The organism is Cereibacter johrii (assembly GCF_001720585.1).
In the GTDB taxonomy this organism is placed as follows: domain Bacteria; phylum Pseudomonadota; class Alphaproteobacteria; order Rhodobacterales; family Rhodobacteraceae; genus Cereibacter_A; species Cereibacter_A johrii.
Genome location: NZ_MABH01000111.1, coordinates 38,687 through 57,610 on the forward strand (window position 1 = coordinate 38,687; position 18,924 = coordinate 57,610).

The 18,924-nt window shown below is 68.7% G+C and carries 17 protein-coding genes; 13 read left to right on the forward strand and 4 right to left on the reverse strand.

Going from position 1 to position 18,924, the window contains the following annotated elements:
- Nucleotides 1-771: 771 nt before the first annotated feature.
- The 9 genes from A9O63_RS08240 (at nucleotide 772) to A9O63_RS08280 (ending at nucleotide 10,057) form a co-directional block, all read left to right on the forward strand.
- On the forward strand, nucleotides 772-1,809 hold the full coding sequence (locus tag A9O63_RS08240) for a UDP-glucuronic acid decarboxylase family protein (protein ID WP_069331491.1): 1,038 nt from the start codon (nucleotides 772-774) through the stop codon (nucleotides 1,807-1,809).
- Nucleotides 1,802-2,794 (forward strand): UDP-glucose 4-epimerase GalE, encoded by a 993-nt coding sequence (gene galE / locus A9O63_RS08245; protein WP_069331492.1) that lies wholly within the window; start codon nucleotides 1,802-1,804, stop codon nucleotides 2,792-2,794. Before A9O63_RS08240 ends, galE begins: the two co-directional genes overlap by 8 nt.
- A complete protein-coding gene (locus A9O63_RS08250) occupies nucleotides 2,778-4,661 on the forward strand; it encodes a glycosyltransferase family 2 protein (protein WP_069331506.1) in 1,884 nt (627 codons plus the stop codon). Before galE ends, A9O63_RS08250 begins: the two co-directional genes overlap by 17 nt.
- A 13-nt stretch (nucleotides 4,662-4,674) precedes the next feature.
- Nucleotides 4,675-5,574 carry a glycoside hydrolase family 26 protein gene (locus tag A9O63_RS08255; RefSeq protein ID WP_069331493.1) on the forward strand — a complete coding sequence of 300 codons (900 nt, stop codon included), beginning with the start codon at nucleotides 4,675-4,677 and terminating at the stop codon, nucleotides 5,572-5,574.
- Nucleotides 5,575-5,781: 207 nt separating this feature from the next.
- Nucleotides 5,782-6,060 carry a hypothetical protein gene (locus A9O63_RS08260; protein ID WP_069331494.1) on the forward strand — a complete coding sequence of 93 codons (279 nt, stop codon included), beginning with the start codon at nucleotides 5,782-5,784 and terminating at the stop codon, nucleotides 6,058-6,060.
- A gap of 133 nt (nucleotides 6,061-6,193) precedes the next feature.
- Nucleotides 6,194-7,333 (forward strand): acyl-CoA dehydrogenase family protein, encoded by a 1,140-nt coding sequence (locus tag A9O63_RS08265; protein ID WP_069331495.1) that lies wholly within the window; start codon nucleotides 6,194-6,196, stop codon nucleotides 7,331-7,333.
- Nucleotides 7,330-8,361 carry an enoyl-CoA hydratase/isomerase family protein gene (locus A9O63_RS08270; protein ID WP_069331496.1) on the forward strand — a complete coding sequence of 344 codons (1,032 nt, stop codon included), beginning with the start codon at nucleotides 7,330-7,332 and terminating at the stop codon, nucleotides 8,359-8,361. Before A9O63_RS08265 ends, A9O63_RS08270 begins: the two co-directional genes overlap by 4 nt.
- Nucleotides 8,358-9,230: a 3-hydroxyisobutyrate dehydrogenase gene (mmsB, locus tag A9O63_RS08275; RefSeq protein WP_069331497.1), complete on the forward strand. Its 873-nt coding sequence runs from the start codon at nucleotides 8,358-8,360 to the stop codon at nucleotides 9,228-9,230. The genes A9O63_RS08270 and mmsB overlap by 4 nt, the downstream gene beginning before the upstream one ends.
- Before the next feature lie 149 nt (nucleotides 9,231-9,379).
- Nucleotides 9,380-10,057 carry a hypothetical protein gene (locus A9O63_RS08280; RefSeq protein ID WP_069331498.1) on the forward strand — a complete coding sequence of 226 codons (678 nt, stop codon included), beginning with the start codon at nucleotides 9,380-9,382 and terminating at the stop codon, nucleotides 10,055-10,057.
- A gap of 193 nt (nucleotides 10,058-10,250) precedes the next feature.
- On the opposite strand, the gene A9O63_RS08285 is transcribed toward A9O63_RS08280, so the two are convergent.
- Nucleotides 10,251-11,561 (reverse strand): vWA domain-containing protein, encoded by a 1,311-nt coding sequence (locus tag A9O63_RS08285; RefSeq protein ID WP_069331499.1) that lies wholly within the window; start codon nucleotides 11,559-11,561, stop codon nucleotides 10,251-10,253.
- The gene (locus tag A9O63_RS08290) at nucleotides 11,558-12,676 is read right to left on the reverse strand and encodes an ATP-binding protein (RefSeq protein ID WP_069331500.1); all 1,119 of its coding nucleotides are present in this window, start codon (nucleotides 12,674-12,676) and stop codon (nucleotides 11,558-11,560) included. Before A9O63_RS08290 ends, A9O63_RS08285 begins: the two co-directional genes overlap by 4 nt.
- Before the next feature lie 317 nt (nucleotides 12,677-12,993).
- Between A9O63_RS08290 and A9O63_RS08295 the strand changes: the two genes are divergently transcribed.
- Genes A9O63_RS08295 through A9O63_RS08305 form a run of 3 tightly spaced genes read left to right on the forward strand, consistent with a single transcriptional unit; the run spans nucleotide 12,994 to nucleotide 15,961 of the window.
- Nucleotides 12,994-14,478 (forward strand): sensor histidine kinase, encoded by a 1,485-nt coding sequence (locus A9O63_RS08295; protein WP_069331501.1) that lies wholly within the window; start codon nucleotides 12,994-12,996, stop codon nucleotides 14,476-14,478.
- A complete protein-coding gene (locus A9O63_RS08300) occupies nucleotides 14,475-14,912 on the forward strand; it encodes a response regulator (RefSeq protein ID WP_002720292.1) in 438 nt (145 codons plus the stop codon). Before A9O63_RS08295 ends, A9O63_RS08300 begins: the two co-directional genes overlap by 4 nt.
- Entirely contained in the window at nucleotides 14,909-15,961 is a 1,053-nt protein-coding gene (locus A9O63_RS08305) for a sensor histidine kinase (protein ID WP_069331502.1), read from the forward strand. Before A9O63_RS08300 ends, A9O63_RS08305 begins: the two co-directional genes overlap by 4 nt.
- 159 nt (nucleotides 15,962-16,120) lie before the next feature.
- On the opposite strand, the gene glnA is transcribed toward A9O63_RS08305, so the two are convergent.
- Entirely contained in the window at nucleotides 16,121-17,530 is a 1,410-nt protein-coding gene (gene glnA / locus A9O63_RS08310; protein WP_002720290.1) for a type I glutamate--ammonia ligase, read from the reverse strand.
- A gap of 81 nt (nucleotides 17,531-17,611) precedes the next feature.
- Complete coding sequence (locus A9O63_RS08315; RefSeq protein WP_002720289.1) at nucleotides 17,612-17,950, reverse strand: P-II family nitrogen regulator; 339 nt, start codon at nucleotides 17,948-17,950, stop codon at nucleotides 17,612-17,614.
- Nucleotides 17,951-18,100: 150 nt separating this feature from the next.
- On the opposite strand from A9O63_RS08315, the gene A9O63_RS08320 reads away from it, so the two are divergent.
- Nucleotides 18,101-18,802 (forward strand): NAD(P)H-hydrate epimerase, encoded by a 702-nt coding sequence (locus A9O63_RS08320; RefSeq protein ID WP_084295707.1) that lies wholly within the window; start codon nucleotides 18,101-18,103, stop codon nucleotides 18,800-18,802.
- The last annotated feature ends 122 nt before the right edge of the window (nucleotides 18,803-18,924 follow it).

The following is an 18,924-nucleotide window of genomic DNA, read 5'->3' on the forward strand; positions in this document are numbered from 1 at the left end:
CGCCATCGGTGCGTGACCATCGCGAGAAGTTCGGGCGAAGCGCGGCTGGGCGGCGCGGGCCGTGCCCCGGCAGGGCCGCCGCAAAAATCGGCGTGGGCTAGCCGGGTTTGCCCAAGGGCCGTGCGGTTTCTGGCTGGTCCGTGGAGGACCCCGACGCGAGGGAGCCGGTCGGTGCGCGGGGCCGCCGCGACCCCGGTCCGGCAAGCGCCTTGCGAGGCTACGGTATGGATCGATCTCGCAGCGGCTGCCCCTTGGCCTCGGATCCGCGAGACGTGGGCCTCGGGTCCGCTCGCGGGCTGCGACGAAGCACCGCGGTCCGGCGCCGGGCGGCCGTGGCCGCATCCCACGGGCAGCGGCGCGGGGACGGCCGGGGGCCCATCTTCTCGCGGCACTGTTTCAGGAATGGAAGATTCCCGTTTCCAATCCGGGGGCTAACGAGGCCGAGTCGACGGTCATTTTACCGCGCTGACATCGAATTTTCTATCGGCGGGATCAATTAGCAAAAACGGATCAACCTGAGATGTAAAAAGGGATAGGGAATAAATCTCGTTAGCAGGCGGACCTGTCTAATTGGGCTAGGGGCTGCTTGTTGACAGAAAATAAGCACATTCTTAAGAATGGGGTGAAATTCGAAAGTAAGTGGACGACGCCCCGAAAGACGCTGCACCTCGACACAAGAACAGCATCGAGAGGGCTTGAACAGTGAAGCAGATGCCGCGGTGGCATCACGACCGGTTATTGCGCCGGGCGTGCCCGATCGGAGTTTCGTAAATGGACGGAAGCCTTATTCCGGTCGATGTGACCGGTCGTGATTCTTTTGCGCCTCGTTTCCGCCGCCGGAAGGTCATTCTCGTTACGGGAGGAGCCGGATTTGTGGGCTCTCATCTCTGCGAGCGGCTGATTGCCGAGGGCCATTCGGTCGTCTGTCTCGACAATCTCCTGACCGGCCGCAAACAGAATGTGGCAGGGCTGCTCGACCATCCCCAGTTCCGCTTCCTCGAACAGGACATCCTGAGCCGGATCGACTGGCAGGGGCCGCTGGACGAGATCTACAACCTCGCCTGTGCGGCCTCTCCGCCGCTTTACCAGCGGGACCCGATCCATACGTTCCGCACCTGCACCGAGGGTGTGCTGAACCTGCTGGCGCTGGCGCGCGCCACGGGGGCGCGCATCCTGCAGGCCTCGACCTCCGAGGTCTATGGCGATCCCGAGATCTCGCCCCAGCACGAGGGCTACCGCGGCTGCGTCAATACGGTGGGTCCGCGGGCCTGCTACGACGAGGGCAAGCGCGCGGCCGAGACCTTGTTCTGGGAGTTCGGGGCCCATCAGGGCCTCGAGGTGCGGATCGCGCGGATCTTCAACACCTACGGGCCGCGGATGAGCCCCGAGGATGGCCGGGTCGTGTCGAACTTCATCGTTCAGGCGCTGACCCGCAGCGACATCACCCTCTATGGCGACGGGATGCAGACCCGCTCCTTCTGCTATGTGGACGATCTCGTGGCCGGGCTGATGGCGCTGATGGCGTCGGAGGTGAGCGAGCCGGTCAATCTCGGCAATCCGGGCGAGTTCACGATGCGCGAGCTGGCCGAGATGGTGCTGGCCCAGACCGGCTCTCCCTCGCGGCTGGTCCATCGGCCGCTGCCGGTCGACGATCCGCGCCAGCGCCGGCCCGACATCTCGCAGGCGGCGCGGCTTCTCGGCTGGGCGCCGACGGTGCCGCTGGCCGAAGGCATCGCCCGGACCATCCGGCATTTCGCGGGCGAGCCTCAGGTCGCCCGGGCGCGCGAGGCTCTGCTGGACCATGCCTGACACGATCCTGGTGACGGGTGGCGCGGGCTTCATCGGCTCGCACACCTGCAAGGCGCTGCGGCGCGCGGGCTATCGCCCGGTGAGCTTCGACAATCTCTCGACTGGCCATGCCGATGCCGTGCGCTTCGGCCCGCTGGTGCAGGGAGACGTGCGCGACCCGCGGGCCGTCGAGGCCGCGCTGCGCGCCCACGATGCCCGGGCGGTGATCCATTTCGCGGCTTCGGCCTATGTGGGCGAGTCCATGGCGGACCCGGCGAAATATTACGACAACAATGTGGGCGGCATGATCGGCCTCGTGCAGGGCTGCCGCGCCGCGGGCGTCTCGCGCATCGTCTTCTCCTCGAGCTGCGCGACCTACGGGACGCCCGACCGGCTGCCGATCCGCGAGACGACGCCGCAGCGGCCGATCAATCCCTATGGCCGCACCAAGCTGATCGGCGAGGAGATCCTGCGCGATCTCGCTGTCGAGGGGATGCGCCATGTGGCCTTGCGCTACTTCAACGCGGCCGGCGCCGACCCGGAGGGCGAGCTCGGCGAACGGCACGATCCCGAGACGCACCTTCTGCCGCTCGCGCTGCGCGCGGCCTCGGGGCAGGACGGGCCGCTCGCGATCTTCGGCACCGACTATCCGACGCCCGACGGCACCTGCATCCGCGACTATATCCATGTGGCGGATCTGGCCCGGGCCCATGTGCTGGCGCTGGGTCGGCTGATGGCGGGCGGCGAGAGCCTTGCCGTGAACCTCGGCACGGGCCGCGGCCAGTCGGTGCGCGAGATCGTGGCCGCGATCGAGCGGATCACGGGGCGCGCGGTGCCGGTCCGGCTCGAGGCGCGGCGCCCGGGCGATCCGGCAGAGCTGGTGGCCGACCCCGCGCTGGCGGCGGCCGAACTCGGCTTCCGCACCCGGATCTCCGACATCGCATCCATCGTGCGCCATGCCGCGCCCCGGTTCGGACTGGAGCCCGCCCGTGTCGAAGCGGCATGATGCGCGGCGCGCCCGCGCCCGGCTGAAACGGCAGGCCCGCCGGAGGGTCGCAGCGACCGCCGCCCCCTTCAGCGCGCCGCTGATGACCGGACGGCAACGGGCGCGCTATGCGGCGGTGACGGCTCTCTGGGCGGCGGGCCTCGTCTTCTTCTGGTCCTGGTGGCTCGATCCTGCCCATTTCATCGGCTGGGGCGGGTTCCTCCTCGTCACCATCCCGCTCCTGTGGCTGAGCGCGCTGCAGCTCTATTTCGTCGTGATCCTGTTCCAGTCGCAACGCTCCGCCGCGCCCGATCCGGTGCCCGGCCGCTGGCGCGTGGCCATGATCGTGACCAAGACCCCTTCCGAGCCGTTCGAGGTGGTCCGCCGCACGCTCGAGGCGATGCTGGCGCAGGATTATCCCCACGACACCTGGCTTGCCGACGAGGATCCCTCGCCCGAGACCGCCGCCTGGTGCGCGGCGCATGGGGTGAGGATCTCGTGCCGGAAGGGCCGCGCGGACTATCACCGGCCGGTCTGGCCGCGGCGCACGCGCTGCAAGGAGGGCAACCTCGCCTTCTTCTACGACCACTGGGGCTACCGGGACTATGATATCGTCTCGCAGCTCGACGCGGACCACATGCCCCAGCCGGGCTACCTGCGCGAGATCCTGCGCCCCTTCGCCGATCCGAAGGTGGGCTATGTCAGCGCCCCCAGCATCTGCGCGGCCAATGCCCCCGAAAGCTGGGCTGCCCGCACGCGGCTGCACACCGAGGCGGCCTTCCACGGCGCCTTCCAGACCGGCTATGCCGGGGCGCTGACGCCCATGTGCATCGGCTCGCATTATGCGGTGCGGACGCGGGCGCTCCGCGAGGTGGGCGGCCTCGGGCCGGAACTCGCCGAGGATCATTCGACCTCGATGCTGCTGGCCGCGGGCGGCTGGCGCGGCGTTCATGCCATCGACGCGATTGCCTATGGCGACGGGCCCGCCAATGTGGCCGACCTTGCCACGCAGGAATTCCAGTGGTCGCGCAGCCTGCTCACGCTGCTTTTGTCGCACACGCCGCGCTATCTGGGCCGGCTGCCGGGGCGGCTGAAGTTCCTCTTCATCGTCTGCCAGCTCTGGTACCCGCTCTTCGCGCTGGTCATGCTGATGATGTATGTGGCGCCGGCGCTGGCGCTCCTCTTCGACATGCGCTTCGCCGATGTCACCTATCCGGGCTTCATCTTCCATGCGCTGCCTGCGGTGACGGCCCTCACAGCCTTCGCCTGGCTCCTGCGGCACGACGGCTTCTGCCGGCCCATCGATGCGCCCGTCTTCTCGTGGGAGAAGGCGCTGTTTCTGGCGCTGCAATGGCCGTGGGTGCTCTGGGGCTGCGCCATGGCGGTGCGCGACCGCGTGACCGGACGTTTCGTCGATTTCCGCATCACGCCGAAGGGCTCGGCGGCAAGCCGCCGCATCCCGCCCAAGATCGTCGCGATCTATGTGGCGCTGGCCACGGGCTGCGTGCTGCCGGTGTTTCTGGCCGACGAGCTGGCCGAGGCGCGGGGCTTCCTCTTGCTCACGCTGCTGAACGCCGTTCTCTACGGCAGCCTCGTCCTTGTGATGGTCTGGCACCATCTGCGGCAGATCGGCGCCTTCTGGCGCGATCAGCTGGGGGATCTCGCGCTGCAGGGCACGGCGGTGGCGGCCCTCTTCGCGCTGGTGATCGCGGGCGGGCTCAGCCGGGGAACGGAGAGCCTTGCGGCGCTGGCCTTCGGGCTCGAGCCGCTGCGGATCACGCGGGCGGAATATGTCGTGTCGGGCGCGGGCAGCGGGACGGTGCCGCAGGTGCGGTTCCGCTTCGCGCCGGACTGGAACAGCGGCCCCCTCTTCGGGGGGCAGGGGTAGGAGGAAGACGAGCATGAAGCGGACGGGAAGGCAGATCCTGCGCAGTGCGGCCCTCGGGGCGGCGATCGGCCTCTGCGGCGCTGTCTCGGGGGCGCTGGCGGCGCCGCCCGGCGACCTGCCGTACGGCGCCTACGATCCGGGCGGCGACTATCGCGACGATGGCGATCTGGTGATCGAGCATCTCTTCCTTCCGTGGGAAGACGTCTATCTGCCCTCGCTGGTCGATGCCGACGGCTATGCGCGCGCCCGCAACCGCGCGCTGATCGTGACCCTCGAGCCCTGGACCTGGACGCGCTCGGAACGCAACACGGCCGAGGCCCTGCGCGAGGGCATCCGCCGCGGCGCCTATGACGCCAACATGAAGGCGGTGTGCGACGTGCTGGCGACGCTCCGGAGCCCGGTCACGCTGCGCTGGGCCCATGAGATGGAGAACAGCGACGGCCAGTTCATCTGGTCGGGCTGGGATCCCGAGGATTACATCTCGGCCTTCCGGCACATGACCGACATCTGCCGCGCCTCGGCGCCGAACGTGCGCGTCATGTGGTCGCCCGCCGGCGAGGAGGGGCTCGAGGCCTATTATCCGGGCGACGACTATGTGGATCTGGTGGGGATCTCGGTCTTCGGCCTGCAGGCGAACGACCGGTTCGAGGTGGGCCGCGACCGCAGCTACACCGAGGTGCTGGGCCCGCGGTATCAGCGCGCCGCGCAGTTCGGCAAGCCGGTCGTCGTGGCCGAGCTCGGCATGTCGGGCAGCGCCGATTATGTCGCGTCGTGGGACCAAGCCCTGCGCCAGCCCGAGGGCAGCTACCCGAACCTCGTGGGCGTCGTCTATTACGATCAGAAGGAGGTTTATGCCTGGCCGCACGGTTTCGGCCTGCCGGACTGGAGGCTCGAGTTCCGGGTCACGGACTAGCCGCAGCTGCGACATCCTGACCGTCCGATTGTATCCATTCGAGACGACCCGCCCGAAAGAGGCCATCTTCAGGCCCATCTGCGGGCGTGATCGGCGCCCAGAACTGCCGGTAGTGATAAGATACCGGCACGATGATCCTCGGTTGTGAAGGTTGAAATTTCCTCAACCTGACCGATTTCCTTCGTGTCAAGCGAAGGAGATCCGATCATGGTGCCTGCTCGCAGACTCTTCGCCGGACTGGGCGTGACGCTGCTCCTGTCCGTGCCGCAGATCACGGAAGCCTCGAACGACACCGCCCGCGCCTCGGCGAGCCGCGGCACGGTCCACACCCAGAGCGCCGGCACCTTCAACTGGCTGGCGCCGCCCGCGGTGACGCGGGCCTCCGTCCGAAGCGAGGGCGTCCGCACCCGGCGCCAGATCGGCAACGGCTCCTGGATCTGCTCTCCCGCAGGCTTCGGCCGCGGGTCCCGCTGCTACGCCAACTGAGGCGCGCGCCCCGGCACCGGCTCCGCCTTCCCTGATCCTTCCCTGACCGCCGCCGGATTACGTTGCGTCCTGCTCGCTTTACACGGGACCGGCGGCTGATAACCTCGCGTCCGGGGACAGGAGGGGAGGCAGGATGGATTTCGCGCTGAGCGAGGAGCAGCAGGCGATCTTCGACATGGCGCGCGCATTCGGGGCCGAGGAGATCGCCCCCCATGCGCGGGCATGGGAAGAGGCGGGGGCGATCCCCCGCACGCTCTGGCCCAAGGTGGCAGAGCTGGGCCTGGGCGGGGTCTATGTCTCGGAAGATCATGGAGGATCCGGGCTCGGGCGGCTCGATGCGACGCTCGTCTTCGAGGCGCTCGCCATGGCCTGCCCGTCGGTTGCGGCGTTCCTGTCGATCCACAATATGTGCGCGGGCATGATCGACCGCTACGGCTCGGAGGCGCTGAAGGCGCGCTGGCTGCCGGGCATCTGCTCGCTCACCACGCTCGTCTCCTACTGCCTGACCGAGCCCGGAGCCGGATCGGATGCGGCGGCGCTGCGCACCCGCGCCGAAGTCGCCCCCGAAGGCTACCGGCTGAGCGGGACCAAGGCCTTCATCTCCGGCGGCGGCTATTCGGACGCCTATCTCACCATGTGCCGCACCGGCGGCGCGGGGCCGAAGGGCATCTCGACGCTCCTCGTGCCGGCGGGAACCGCGGGTCTCAGCTTCGGCGGGCTCGAGGACAAGATGGGCTGGCGCGCGCAGGAGACGCGGCAGGTGCAGTTCGACGCATGCCTCGTGCCGGCGGATCTTCTGGTCGGCGAGGAGGGCCGGGGCTTTGCCTATGCGATGGCAGGGCTCGACGGCGGGCGGCTCAATATCGCGGCCACCGCATTGGGCGGCGCGCAGGCAGCCTTCGACGCGACCCGCGCCTATATGGCGGAACGACGCGCCTTCGGACAGCGGCTCGACGGGTTTCAGGCGCTCCAGTTCCGGCTGGCCGAGATGGAGGTGAAGCTCCAGCAGGCGCGGATCTTCCTGCGCCAGGCGGCCTGGAAGCTGGATCAGGGCGCCCCCGACGCCACCAAGTTCTGCGCCATGGCGAAACTCGCCGTGACGGATTCGGCCTTCGAGGTGGCCAACCAGTGCCTCCAGCTGCATGGGGGCTACGGCTACCTTGCCGATTACGGCATCGAGAAGATCGTGCGCGACCTGCGCGTGCACCAAATTCTCGAAGGCACCAACGAGATCATGCGGGTGATCGTGGCCCGCGCCCTGGGGGCCGCATGAGCGACGTGCTGATCCGCAAGGTGAACCGCGCAGGCCGCATCACGCTGAGCCGGCCTGCCGCGCTCAATGCGCTGACCTGTGCGATGGTGCAGGAGATCGATGCGGCCCTCCGGGGCTGGATCGGCGATCCCGGGGTCGAGCTGGTGGTCATCGATGCCGAGGGGCCGCGCGCCTTCTGCGCGGGCGGCGACATCGCCGAGCTTCATGGCCGCGGCGCGGCGGGCGATCATGCCTTCGGTCAGGATTTCTGGCGCGTCGAATATCGGATGAACGCCCGGATCGCCGCCTATCCGAAGCCGATCGTGAGCCTCATGCAGGGCTTCACCATGGGCGGCGGCGTGGGCCTCGGCTGTCACGCGCGCCACCGGATCGTGGGCGAGACGAGCCAGATCGCCATGCCGGAATGCGCCATCGGCCTCGTGCCGGACGTGGGGGGCACGCATCTTCTGGCGCGCGCGCCGGGCCGGATCGGGGTCTGGCTCGGCCTGACAGGCGCGCGGATGGGACCGGGCGACGCGATCCTCGCAGGCTTCGCCGACCGGTTCGTGCCCGAGGCGGACTGGCCCGGCCTGATCGCCGCGCTCGAGGGCGGAGATCTCACCCTTCCCGATCGTGCGGCGCCCGAGGGGCGCTTGCCCGCGCTTCAGGGCGAGATCGACCGGCTCTTTGCGGGCACGCTTCCGGAGATCCTCGCCCGGCTCGAGGCCACGGACACGCCGCTTGCCGCCGAGGCTCTGAAGGCCCTGCGCCGCAGCTCGCCCTTGGCGCTGGCCGCCACGCTGGAGATCCTGCGGCGGCTCGGACCCTCGGCCGGCATTCGCGAGGCGCTGGATCTGGAATATCGTTTCACCTACCGCGCGCAGGGGCAGGCCGACTTCCTCGAAGGGATCCGCGCGGCGATCATCGACAAGGACCGCAAGCCCCGCTGGCGGCACGCAGGCCCGGAGGCGGTGCGGCCGGAGGAGGTGGCGTCCGTGCTGGCGCCGCTCGGGCCGCAGGCGCTCACATTCGAGGAGGAGAGCAAATGAAAATCGCATTCATCGGGTTGGGCAACAGGGGCGGGCCGATGGCGCGCAACCTCGCCGCGGCCGGCCGCGAGGTGAAGGGCTTCGATCCGGCCGCCCCCGCGCCCGAGGGCGTGCAGGCGGCGACCTCCGCCACGGAGGCCGTGGCCGGCGCCGAGGTCGTGGTCACGATGCTGCCCAACGGCGCGATCCTGCGCCAGGTGGCGCAGGAGATCGTGCCCGCCATGGCGGCCGGGGCCGTGCTCTGCGACTGCTCGACCGTCGATGTGGAAAGCGCGCGGGCGGTGGCGGCGGAGGCCCAGGCGGCCGGCCTCGGCGCGCTCGATGCGCCGGTCTCGGGCGGGGTCGGCGGGGCGGCGGCGGGCACCCTGACCTTCATGGTCGGCGGCAGCGACGCGGCCTTCGCGACCGTCCGGCCGCTCTTCGAGATCATGGGGCAGAAGGCCGTCCATTGCGGCGGCCCGGGCGCAGGGCAGGCGGCCAAGATCTGCAACAACATGATCCTCGGCGTCACCATGATCGCCACCTGCGAGGCCTTCGCCCTGGCCGACAAGCTGGGCCTTGACCGGCAGAAGATGTTCGACGTGGTCTCGACCTCTTCGGGCTACAGCTGGTCGATGAACGCCTATTGCCCGGCGCCGGGGGTGGGGCCGACCAGCCCCGCCGACAATGGCTACAAGCCCGGTTTCGCCGCCGAGCTCATGCTCAAGGACCTGCGGCTGTCGCAGCAGGCGGCCGAGGATGCGGATGCCGACACGCCGATGGGACGGCTCGCAGCCCAGCTCTACGAGACCTTCGTGGAAGCGGAGGGCGGGCGCGGGCGCGACTTCTCGGCGATGCTGCCGCGGTTCGAGACCCGCGGCCGGAGCTAGCGGCGCCTCATGGGGCGCGCGCGCCGGGGGAACCGCCGCGCGCGCCTGCCTGCCTTTTCGTCCAATTGCAGCGAAATACTTTCGGATTTCGCTGACGATAGGGAACCCGGCCGCCATCCTGGCATTGTCGGCAAAAGGCAGGTGGTCCCATGATTCTCGTTCTTGCTCCGTCTACCATCTTCAATCGCAGAACCCTGAAGGCGCGCCGCTTCCCCGGCCGCTTCGCGGCCCCGCAGCGGCCTCTGCCGCGGCGGCTGCTGTTCTCCTCGGCCTTCTGGCGCATGGCGGCAGAGTCGGCGATGCTGCGCAACGGCACGGCGGTGGCGCCGATCCCGGCTGCGGTTCTGGTGGCGCCCGATCTGGTGACCGCATCGCTCGCCCTGTCGCCGATCCTCTTGTTCCTGATGCTGTTCGCGGAAGGCAATCTGGTGCCCGTGCGGGCGCGGAGCGGCGACGAGGACCAGGTGGCCCGGGTGCTCGATCTCCTGCGGCTGCGCGGCCGGACGGTGCTGACGAAGATCGCGGCCGGGCGGGGCATCCTCGCCGGGCGGCTCACGCTGGTGGTGGAGCAATCCTCGCTGGCGCGCCTGCCGCCGATCACGCTGATCTCGGTGCAGGGCGGGCCGGACGGGCGGGTTCTGGACCTGACGGCCGAGGAACAGCACATGATCCGCGAGACCCTCTTCGCCGAGGGCCTGGGGGAAGCGGCGCTTCTGCGCGTCAATCTCGTCGAGAAGAAGCCGATGCGGGAAGTGTCCCTCGAAGCCTCCAGCGTGTCGGCGCACGCGCGGCTCGCGGCCATGGCGAAGGCTGTGGCGCGGGCCTGACCCCTGCTCCTGCGGACCATCTCGGGCGCCCTCGACGGGCGCCTTTTTCGTCGAGCGGTCGTCGCATTGGGAGAAAAGGTTTTTCGCCGAAGCCCGTTCGAGCGATACCGGCTGCCTGCCGGTCATCGCCCAATGTCCCGCTTGTCCGCCCTTTGCAGGGCAGATGGCGGTGGGCCTCCTGGCGGGCGCCTTGTCAGCGCGCGAGGCTGATAACCTTGCCGAAGGGCGGCTTCGGCGCCTCGTCCTGAGGCACCGCCCAGATCACCGGCACCTTGGGCGCGGGGCCGCAGGGTCCGTCGAGATCGGTCAGCATCACGATCACCGAAGGGTCGAGCTCCAGCGCGCTGCGGATCACCGGGCCGAAGTCGGTCCCGCCGCCGCGGGCGAAGGTCACCCGCTGGATCTCGCTCTCCCAGGCCATGCCCTGCATCCTTGTGTGGCCGGTCACCACCGTGTCGAACGCCAGCACATGAACCTCGGCGCCGGTGCGGCGCCCGATGCCCGCCACCTGCGCGGCAAAGAGCGACAGCCGCGCATCGTCGATGGAGGTGGAGGTGTCGAGCGCCACGGCTACGCGCGCCCGCGCGCGGTCGGCGCGGCGGGCGGGCTGGAAGGCCGGTTGAAAGTGCCCTTCGGCGCGCGCGGCACTGTCGGCGGCGAGCCAGCGTCGGGCGGGCACGCCCCAGTCCGGTCGGGGCACCTGCGTCACCGCCTTCGAGATCAGCCGGCGCAGCAGTCTCTCCCAGTGCGGCAGCCCCGTTTGCGGCAGGTCGAGCAGCTTGTGGGACAGCGTGCCGATGCCCCGCCCGGCGGAGCGGCCCGCCTCCATGGCGCGGGTGATCCGGTCCTGCCAGTCGGCCGCATCGGGAGAGACATCCTCCTCGCCCTCGACCGGGCCGGGGCAGGGTTCGAGATCCCCGCTGAATCCCTTCTGCCTGGCGAACTGCTTGGCAGCCTCTGCGGGATCGGGGCGCTTGCTCTCGGACGTGTCCGAACCGCGCCCCTTGCCGTCGCCGCCGCCCTTGCCCTTGCCGGGGCGCGAGGCATCCGTCCCGAGCCGGATGTAGAGCGCCTCGGCGTCCCACTGGCTGGTCCTTGTCTCGTCGGGCAGGGCCGCCTTCAGCAGGTCGGGAAGCAGCACCGCCGGGCGGGGGATGCAATGGCCCGCCTCGACCAGGGTCTGGTTCAGGATCGCATCGCAGGCGATGTTGAACAGCTCGTCGTCGTAGCGGTCGCCGAAGCGCGAGCGCATTTCCTGCGCGCGCGGCCCGTGGCGCAGCGCCAGATGCAGCACCTGATGCGCGGCGAGGCCCACCTGCTCGTGCGGCGCCAGCGCCTCGAAGCCCGGGCCGTAGAAGATCGACCGCCCGTCCGTCCAGGCGGCCTGATCGCGGTCGTCGCTGTCGCGGTGGGCGCACCAGAGAGACAGCGCGCCGAGCGCCGGATCCTCTTCCGAGAGGCGTCGCAGGGCCGCTCCGGCGCGGCGGGAATGGCGGGGCGTCATTCGAGGCCCATCGCCTGCCGTTCGCTCGCATAGGCGGCATAGGCCGGATGGCCGAGGAAGTCCTCGGCAAGGCCCTGCTCCAGCCCGCGGCGGATGGCCATCTCGAACCCGTGGGTGCAGAGCTCGGCCAGCGGCATCCGGGCGAAACTCGCGTCGCTGCGGTGCACGTCGAGCGTGCGGATCCCGGCCATGACGTCGATCACCGGCGCGGCCGTGGTGGGGCCGAGCGCGCCCACCAGCCCGTAGATCAGCGCATGAAGCCCGTGCATCGATTCCGGATAGAGCATGATCCGCTCGTGCGGGGCGGCGTTCAGCAGCCGCTCGACCGAGACCGAGGCCTCGATGTCGTCGGCCACCAGCATGAATTCGGCCGCGACGGCCTCACCCACCGTTCCGGCGACCATGATCCGGCGCAGGGCGCGGTTCTGCACGGCGCCCATGATCCGGCTCACGCGCTCCCAGCTGCGCGGAGTGGTGGAGATCATCAGCCCGCGGTCCAGGGCTTCGGCCGTGGTCTCGAGAAGGTCGGGCCGCATCCGGATGAAGGCCAGCACCGCGGGATGGAGCGTGCGCGGAACGGCATAGCTTTCCAGCCAGTCCGACGCGGTGGCGCGCACCTGCAGATGGATCAGCCGGTCCGAGAGGGCGGTGCCCATCTCGTAGGCCACCGCCCCGTCCTCGACCATGTTGCCGGCGGCGACGAGGAAGACATTGTCGGGCAGGATATGCGGGCCCACGCGCCGCTCGAGAAGCAGGCCGTAGACGGCCGGATGGAGGTGCGGCGGGGCCGCCGTCAGCTCGTCGAGGAACAGGAGGGACGGGCGGTCGGGATCGTCGGGCAGATCTTCCGGCCGATACCACTGGGTCTTCTTCGTCTCATGGTCGTAGTAGGGCAGGCCGCGCAGGTCCTGGCTCTCGATGGTGGTGAGTCGCAGATCGTAGAAGCGGGCGCCCTGCTCGGCTGCAAGCTGGCGGACGATCTCGGTCTTGCCGACGCCGGGGCGGCCGTGCAGCATCCAGGAGGTGGTGAGGGCTCCCGCGCGCTGTGCGGCCCAGCCCTCCCGCAGCACCTGCTGCGCCTGGCCGGCCGAGACATCCACGGTATTGACGGTCATAACTGTTCCTTTCACTTCCATCGCACAAGGACCGCCACGGCCCCCAAGGGGGCCGGTGGGGAAATCGGGTCTGCCCAACTTGGGCCGCACCGCGACTCGTCAAAGATTAGATGGGCCAAAAGGTTCCCAAGTCATGCGCGCTTTTGTCACATTGACGAATCCGGTAAACTATGAACGGAAAACCCCTCGCGCGGAGGGCGATCGCCTGCAAATGCGGCGTGTGAGACACGGTCGGGCAACTTCCTCCTCCGCCCATTGGCAGCGGGGCCCGGCGCACTAGGCTTGATGCGACATAGTTTACTGGCAGGACCTTTCAATTGACGATCAGGATAGGACGCGACACGACCACCTGGCTGTTTCTTCTCGGCGCGGTGCTCATCGCCCTTCTGGCGACCTCCGCCACCTACATCAGCATCCGGGCGGACCGCACCTTTCAGGCCATCGTCGAGGAGCGCGCGACCCGGCGCCACGCGGCGGATCTGCTCTCTGCGCTGCAGGACATCGAGATCGGCCAGCGCGGCTACCTCATCACGCTCGATCCTGCCTTTCTCGAACCCTATGGGGAGGCGTTGGCGCGGGTTCAGCCCGAACTGACGGCTCTGGAGAGGACCGAGGCCAGCGCCGGTATCGGCGGAGGCCATGAGCTGTCCGATCTCGTCCGCCGCAGGCTCGAGATCGCGGCCGAGACGATCACCCAGGCGCAGGCCGGGGCGGTGGAAGCCGGCCGGGCCATCGTGGCCCGGGGCGAGGGACGCGCGGCCATGGATCGGATCCGCGAGCTTCTCACCCAGATCATCGACGGCTCCGACGCCCGCAACGTCCAGGCCATCGACGTCCAGCACAGGCTGAACGAGCGCCTCCAGGTCCTGTCGGCGGTGGGCGGCGTCGCGGCGCTTCTGCTGATCGGGGCGGCGGTGCTGGTGCTCCGGCGCCAGATCGCCGCGCTGCGCCGCGCGGAGGAGGACATGCGGCGGCTGAACGCGACCCTCGAGGAGCGTGTCGAGCAGCGCACCGTCGATCTGATCGCGGCCAACCAGGAGGTGCAGCGCTTTGCCTATATCGTGACCCACGACCTGCGCGCGCCGCTGGTGAACATCATGGGCTTCACCAGCGAACTCGAGGCCGCGCTGAAGCCGCTGCAGGCCTATGTGCTGGCCGATGGCGCCCCGGTCAGCGAGAGCGACATCCGCGACGCGCGCACCGCCGCCGCCGAGGACCTGCCCGAGGCGCTCGAATTCATCCGCTCTTCCACGCGCAAGATGGATGGGCTCATCAACGCGATCCTGAAGATCTCGCGCGACGGGCGGCGCGAGCTGCGCCCGGTGCCCGTGGATCTCGAGGCGCTGGTGCGACAGTCGCTCGACAGCGTGCAGCACCAGATCGCCGAAACCGACGGCGAGGCCGACCTGTCGGTCAAGGTGAACCGCATCGTCTCCGACCGGCTGTCTCTCGAACAGGCGCTCGGGAACCTGCTCGACAATGCGGTGAAATATTCCAAGCCGGGACGTCCGCTGAAGCTTTCGGTGTCGGTCCGGCCCGAGGGGCGGCGGATGGTGGCCATCGAGGTGACCGACAACGGGCGGGGCATCCGGGCCGAGGATCACGGCCGTGTGTTCGATCTGTTCCGCCGGTCGGGGGCGCAGGACAAGCCCGGGGAAGGAATTGGCCTTGCGCATGTCCGCACGCTGATGCGAAATATCGGGGGCGAGATCACCCTGAGGTCGGTTGAGGGCGAGGGTGCGACCTTCACCCTGCATGTGCCGACGGATCTGCGCCGGGTTCTGGATGAGGTGAAGGCATGAAGGCGCTCGGGCGCGAAGTGACCATTGTGATGGTCGAGGATGACGAGGGCCACGCTCGCCTGATCGAGAAGAACATCCGCCGTGCCGGTGTGCACAACGAGGTGGTGCCCTTCGTCAATGGCGGGGACGCGCTCGATTATATCCTCGGGCCGGACCGCACTGGAAACGGGATGGCGGACCGCTATCTTCTCGTTCTTCTCGACCTGAACCTGCCGGACATGACCGGCATCGACATCCTCGAGAAGATCAAGACCAATCCGAACGTCAAGCACCTGCCGGTCGTGATCCTGACCACCACCGACGACGAGCGCGAGATCAAGCGATGCTACGATCTGGGAGCCAACGTCTACATCACGAAGCCCGTGGAATACGAGAGCTTCGCCAATGCCATTCGCCAGCTCGGCCTGTTCTTCTCGGTGATCCAGGTTCCATGAAGGACGCGCCGAAGCGGCCGCGGATCCTCTATGTCGACGATGACCCGGTTCTGGCGCGGCTGATCCAGAAGGCCCTGACGCGGGTCGACATGGAGGTGATCCACGCGCTCGATGCGGCAGAGGCCTACCGGCTGCTGGCGGCCGAGGAATTTCAGGCGGTGGTGCTCGACCACTATCTGCCCAGCGGCACCGGGCTCGAGATCCTCGGCCGGATGCGGGCAGAGGGCAGCAAGCTCGCGGCGATCTATGTCACCGGCTCGAGCGATGCCACCATCGCGGTGGCGGCGCTGAAAGCCGGCGCCGACGATTACGTCATCAAGAGCGCGACCGAGGATTTCCTGCCGCTGCTGCAACGCGCGATCCGGCAGTCGATCGCCAAGCTCGAGCTGGAGGAGGCCAAGGCGCGCGCCGATGCCGAGACCCGTGCCGCAAGGGCGCGGGCCGAGATGCTCCTGTCGGAGGTGCATCACCGGGTGGCCAACAGTCTCGCCATGGTCCAGTCGCTCCTGCGGCTGCAGGCGCAGGCCTCGGGCTCGGAGGAGGTGAAGACCGCGCTGGCCGAGGCTCAGGGCCGGATCGGGGCGGTCGCGGCCGTCCACCGCAGCCTCTATCTCGGCAACGAGGGCCGTGAGGTCGAGCTCGGCACCTATCTGCGCACGATGCTGGCGGATTTCACCGCGACGCTGCCTCCTGGGGTGAAGCTCGACGTCTCGACCGAGCCGGTGCAGGTCAGCGCCGACCGGGCGGTCTGCCTCGGCGTGGTCGTGTCGGAACTGGTGACCAATGCCGCCAAATATGCCTGGCCCTGCGGATCGGGAGGCAGCCTCACCGTCACCCTGACCGAGCCGGAGCAGGGCCGCGGCCGCCTTTCGGTGTCCGACGACGGGATCGGCTCGACGCCGCTCTCCGAGATCCGCGGCACGGGCCTCGGCCGCCGCCTGATGCGGGCGATGGTGGATCAGCTTGGCGGAACCGTCGAGCAGCCCGCGTCGGCCCAGGGCACCACGGTCGTGATCGACTTCGAAGCCGAAGGCGAGGCGGTGGCCTGACGGGCCTGCCCGCTGCCGCCCCCGAGAGGGGGCGTCCGCTTCCCCCGGCGCGGTGATCCGGCTCAGGACCGGGGGGCAGGCGGCGGCGCACCATCTTCCAGCCGAAAGCCAAAGAAGAAGGGCGCCCGGAGGCGCCCTTCCTGTCCCTCGCCGCTTCGATCAGCAGCTGTAGTACATCTGATATTCCACCGGGTGCGGCGTGTGCTCGTAGGCGTAGACCTCTTCCCACTTGAGCGCCATGTAGCCCTCGAGCTGGTCCTTGGTGAACACGTCGCCGGCGAGCAGGAAGTCGTGGTCCTTCTCCAGCTCCTCCAGCGCCTCGCGCAGCGAGCCGCAGACGGTCGGGATGGCGGCCAGTTCTTCCGGCGGCAGATCGTAGAGGTCCTTGTCCGACGCCGGACCCGGATCGATCTTGTTCTTGATGCCGTCGAGGCCGGCCATCAGGAGCGCCGCGAAGGCGAGATAGGGGTTCGCCGACGGGTCGGGGAAACGGGCTTCGACGCGCTTGGCCTTCGGCGACTCGGTCCACGGAATACGGACGCAGCCCGAGCGGTTGCGGGCCGAATAGGCGCGCAGCACCGGAGCCTCGAAGCCCGGGATCAGGCGCTTGTAGCTGTTGGTGGCCGGGTTCGTCAGCGCGTTCAGCGCCTTGGCGTGCTTCAGGATGCCGCCGATGAACCACAGGGCTTCCTGGCTGAGGTCGGCATATTTGTCGCCCGCGAAGAGCGGCTTGCCGTCCTTCCAGATCGACATGTTGACATGCATGCCACTGCCGTTGTCGCCCTTCATGGGCTTCGGCATGAAGGTCACGGTCTTGCCGTAGGCGGCCGCGACGTTGTGGATGACATACTTGTATTTCAGGATGTTGTCGGCCTGCTCGGTGAGCCCGCCGAAGATCAGCCCGAGTTCGTGCTGGCAGGTGGCCACTTCGTGGTGGTGCTTGTCCACCTTCATGCCCATGCGCTTCATGGTCGAGAGCATCTCGCCGCGCAGATCCTGGGCCTCGTCGATCGGGTTCACCGGGAAGTAGCCGCCCTTGTGGCCGGCGCGGTGGGCGAGGTTGCCCATCTCATATTCCGAGTCGGTGTTCCAGGCCGCCGCATCGGCGTCGATCTGGTAGGCCACCTTCGCCGGCGTCACCGAATAGCGCACGTCGTCGAAGATGAAGAATTCGGCTTCCGGCCCGAAATAGGCCACGTCACCGATGCCCGACGCCTTCAGATAGGCCTCGGCCTTCACGGCCGTGCCGCGCGGGTCGCGGCTGTAGGCCTCGCCCGTGTCGGGCTCGACGACGTTGCAATGCACGCAGAGCGTCTTCTCGGCGTAGAACGGGTCGATGTAGACCGAGCCCGCATCCGGGATCAGCTTCATGTCGGACTGGTCGATCGACTTCCAGCCGGCGATGGACGAGCCGTCGAACATGAAGCCTTCCTCGAAGAAGTCCTCGTCGACGAGATCGGCCACCAGCGTCACATGCTGGAGCTTGCCGCGCGGGTCGGTGAAGCGGATGTCGACATATTCGACCTCCTCGTCTTTCATCAGTTTGAGAGCATCAGCTACTTTGCTCATTGTCTTCCCTTTGCTGAAGGATCGATGTCGCAGGGCCAGGTCTGCCGTGCCGGCCCGTCATGGTCGTCTGCGGGTCCGGGGTCAGACCGCGTCTTCGCCGGTCTCGCCGGTGCGGATGCGGATCGCCTGCTCGACGGGGCTGATGAAGATCTTGCCGTCGCCGATCTTGTCGGTGCGAGCGGCGGAGACGATCGCTTCGACCGCGGCCTCGACCATATCGTCCGCGAGGACGACCTCGATCTTCACCTTCGGAAGGAAGTCGACGACATATTCCGCTCCGCGGTAAAGCTCGGTGTGGCCCTTCTGGCGGCCGAAGCCCTTCACCTCGGTCACCGAAAGTCCCTGCACGCCTGCGGCCTGCAGCGCCTCTTTCACTTCGTCGAGCTTGAACGGCTTGATGATCGCCTCGATCTTCTTCACGGCTCGACTCCCCCTTTGCCTTGTCCGAAAGCCACTGACCACTTCTCGTCCGGGGGAACAATTGGGTAGGGTCGCTGCTGTCCATCTCGAGGGGGGAATCTCGGGGGTGCGCCTGTTTTTTGGGCAATGCGGCGTAAAGATGAGCGGAATATGAAGCGAACAGGCCCGGAAGTGGTACAACTTGTCACGTCTGCCCAAATGCGCGCCATCGAGAATGCGGCGATGGCCGCCGGGCAGGCGACCGGCTTGCAGCTGATGGAACGCGCAGGCGAGGCGGTGGCGGAGGCCGTTCCGGACTGGCCCGCACCGCGGCTGGCCGCCATCCTCTGCGGGCCCGGCAACAATGGGGGCGACGGTTTCGTGGTGGCGCGTCTGCTGGCCGCGCGCGGCTGGCAGGTTCAGGTCTTCGCCCCGGGATGGGAGGCGGTGTTTCCCGAGCTCGGACCGCCCGGACCCGTGCGCGCACGGCAGGGCACGGATGCCTGCACGAATGCGCGGCGCTGGCGGGACGAGGGCGGCAGCTGCCGTCCGCTTGCCGCGCTTGCGGAGGTGGAGGCCGGGCGGATCCTCGTCGTGGATGCGCTCCTCGGGATCGGGCAGACGCGCCCCTGCGACGCTCTGCTCGAGCCCTACTGGCGCGCCCGGGCGCGCTGGGACCGTGCCGGGGCCGAGGTCCGGACCCTCAGCGTGGATGTGCCGACCGGCTTCGACTGCGACAGCGGCGCGGCGCTCGCGCGGCGGCCCTTCGAGGCGGATCTCGTTGTGACCTTCCACTCGGAGAAGCCGGTGCATGCCCATCTCCGCGCGGCGGGTGTCGCGGTGAGGGTGGCCGACATCGGCCTCGGCTCATGAGGCTGCGCGAGATCGGGGCACCCGATGCCGCGCGGATCGCGAAGCGCGAGGGGCAGCACAAATACGATCATGGTCATGTGCTGGTCCTTGGCGGACCGCCGGCGCAGGGCGGGGCCGCGCGG

Coding starts and splice junctions, on each gene's coding strand:
- A9O63_RS08240 (WP_069331491.1), top strand. CDS start 772: ATGGACGGAAGCCTTATTCCGGTCGATGTGACCGGTCGTGATTCTTTT.
- galE (WP_069331492.1), top strand. CDS start 1,802: ATGCCTGACACGATCCTGGTGACGGGTGGCGCGGGCTTCATCGGCTCG.
- A9O63_RS08255 (WP_069331493.1), top strand. CDS start 4,675: ATGAAGCGGACGGGAAGGCAGATCCTGCGCAGTGCGGCCCTCGGGGCG.
- A9O63_RS08260 (WP_069331494.1), top strand. CDS start 5,782: ATGGTGCCTGCTCGCAGACTCTTCGCCGGACTGGGCGTGACGCTGCTC.
- A9O63_RS08265 (WP_069331495.1), top strand. CDS start 6,194: ATGGATTTCGCGCTGAGCGAGGAGCAGCAGGCGATCTTCGACATGGCG.
- A9O63_RS08270 (WP_069331496.1), top strand. CDS start 7,330: ATGAGCGACGTGCTGATCCGCAAGGTGAACCGCGCAGGCCGCATCACG.
- mmsB (WP_069331497.1), top strand. CDS start 8,358: ATGAAAATCGCATTCATCGGGTTGGGCAACAGGGGCGGGCCGATGGCG.
- A9O63_RS08280 (WP_069331498.1), top strand. CDS start 9,380: ATGATTCTCGTTCTTGCTCCGTCTACCATCTTCAATCGCAGAACCCTG.
- A9O63_RS08285 (WP_069331499.1), bottom strand. CDS start 11,561: ATGACGCCCCGCCATTCCCGCCGCGCCGGAGCGGCCCTGCGACGCCTC.
- A9O63_RS08290 (WP_069331500.1), bottom strand. CDS start 12,676: ATGACCGTCAATACCGTGGATGTCTCGGCCGGCCAGGCGCAGCAGGTG.
- A9O63_RS08300 (WP_002720292.1), top strand. CDS start 14,475: ATGAAGGCGCTCGGGCGCGAAGTGACCATTGTGATGGTCGAGGATGAC.
- A9O63_RS08305 (WP_069331502.1), top strand. CDS start 14,909: ATGAAGGACGCGCCGAAGCGGCCGCGGATCCTCTATGTCGACGATGAC.
- glnA (WP_002720290.1), bottom strand. CDS start 17,530: ATGAGCAAAGTAGCTGATGCTCTCAAACTGATGAAAGACGAGGAGGTC.
- A9O63_RS08320 (WP_084295707.1), top strand. CDS start 18,101: ATGAAGCGAACAGGCCCGGAAGTGGTACAACTTGTCACGTCTGCCCAA.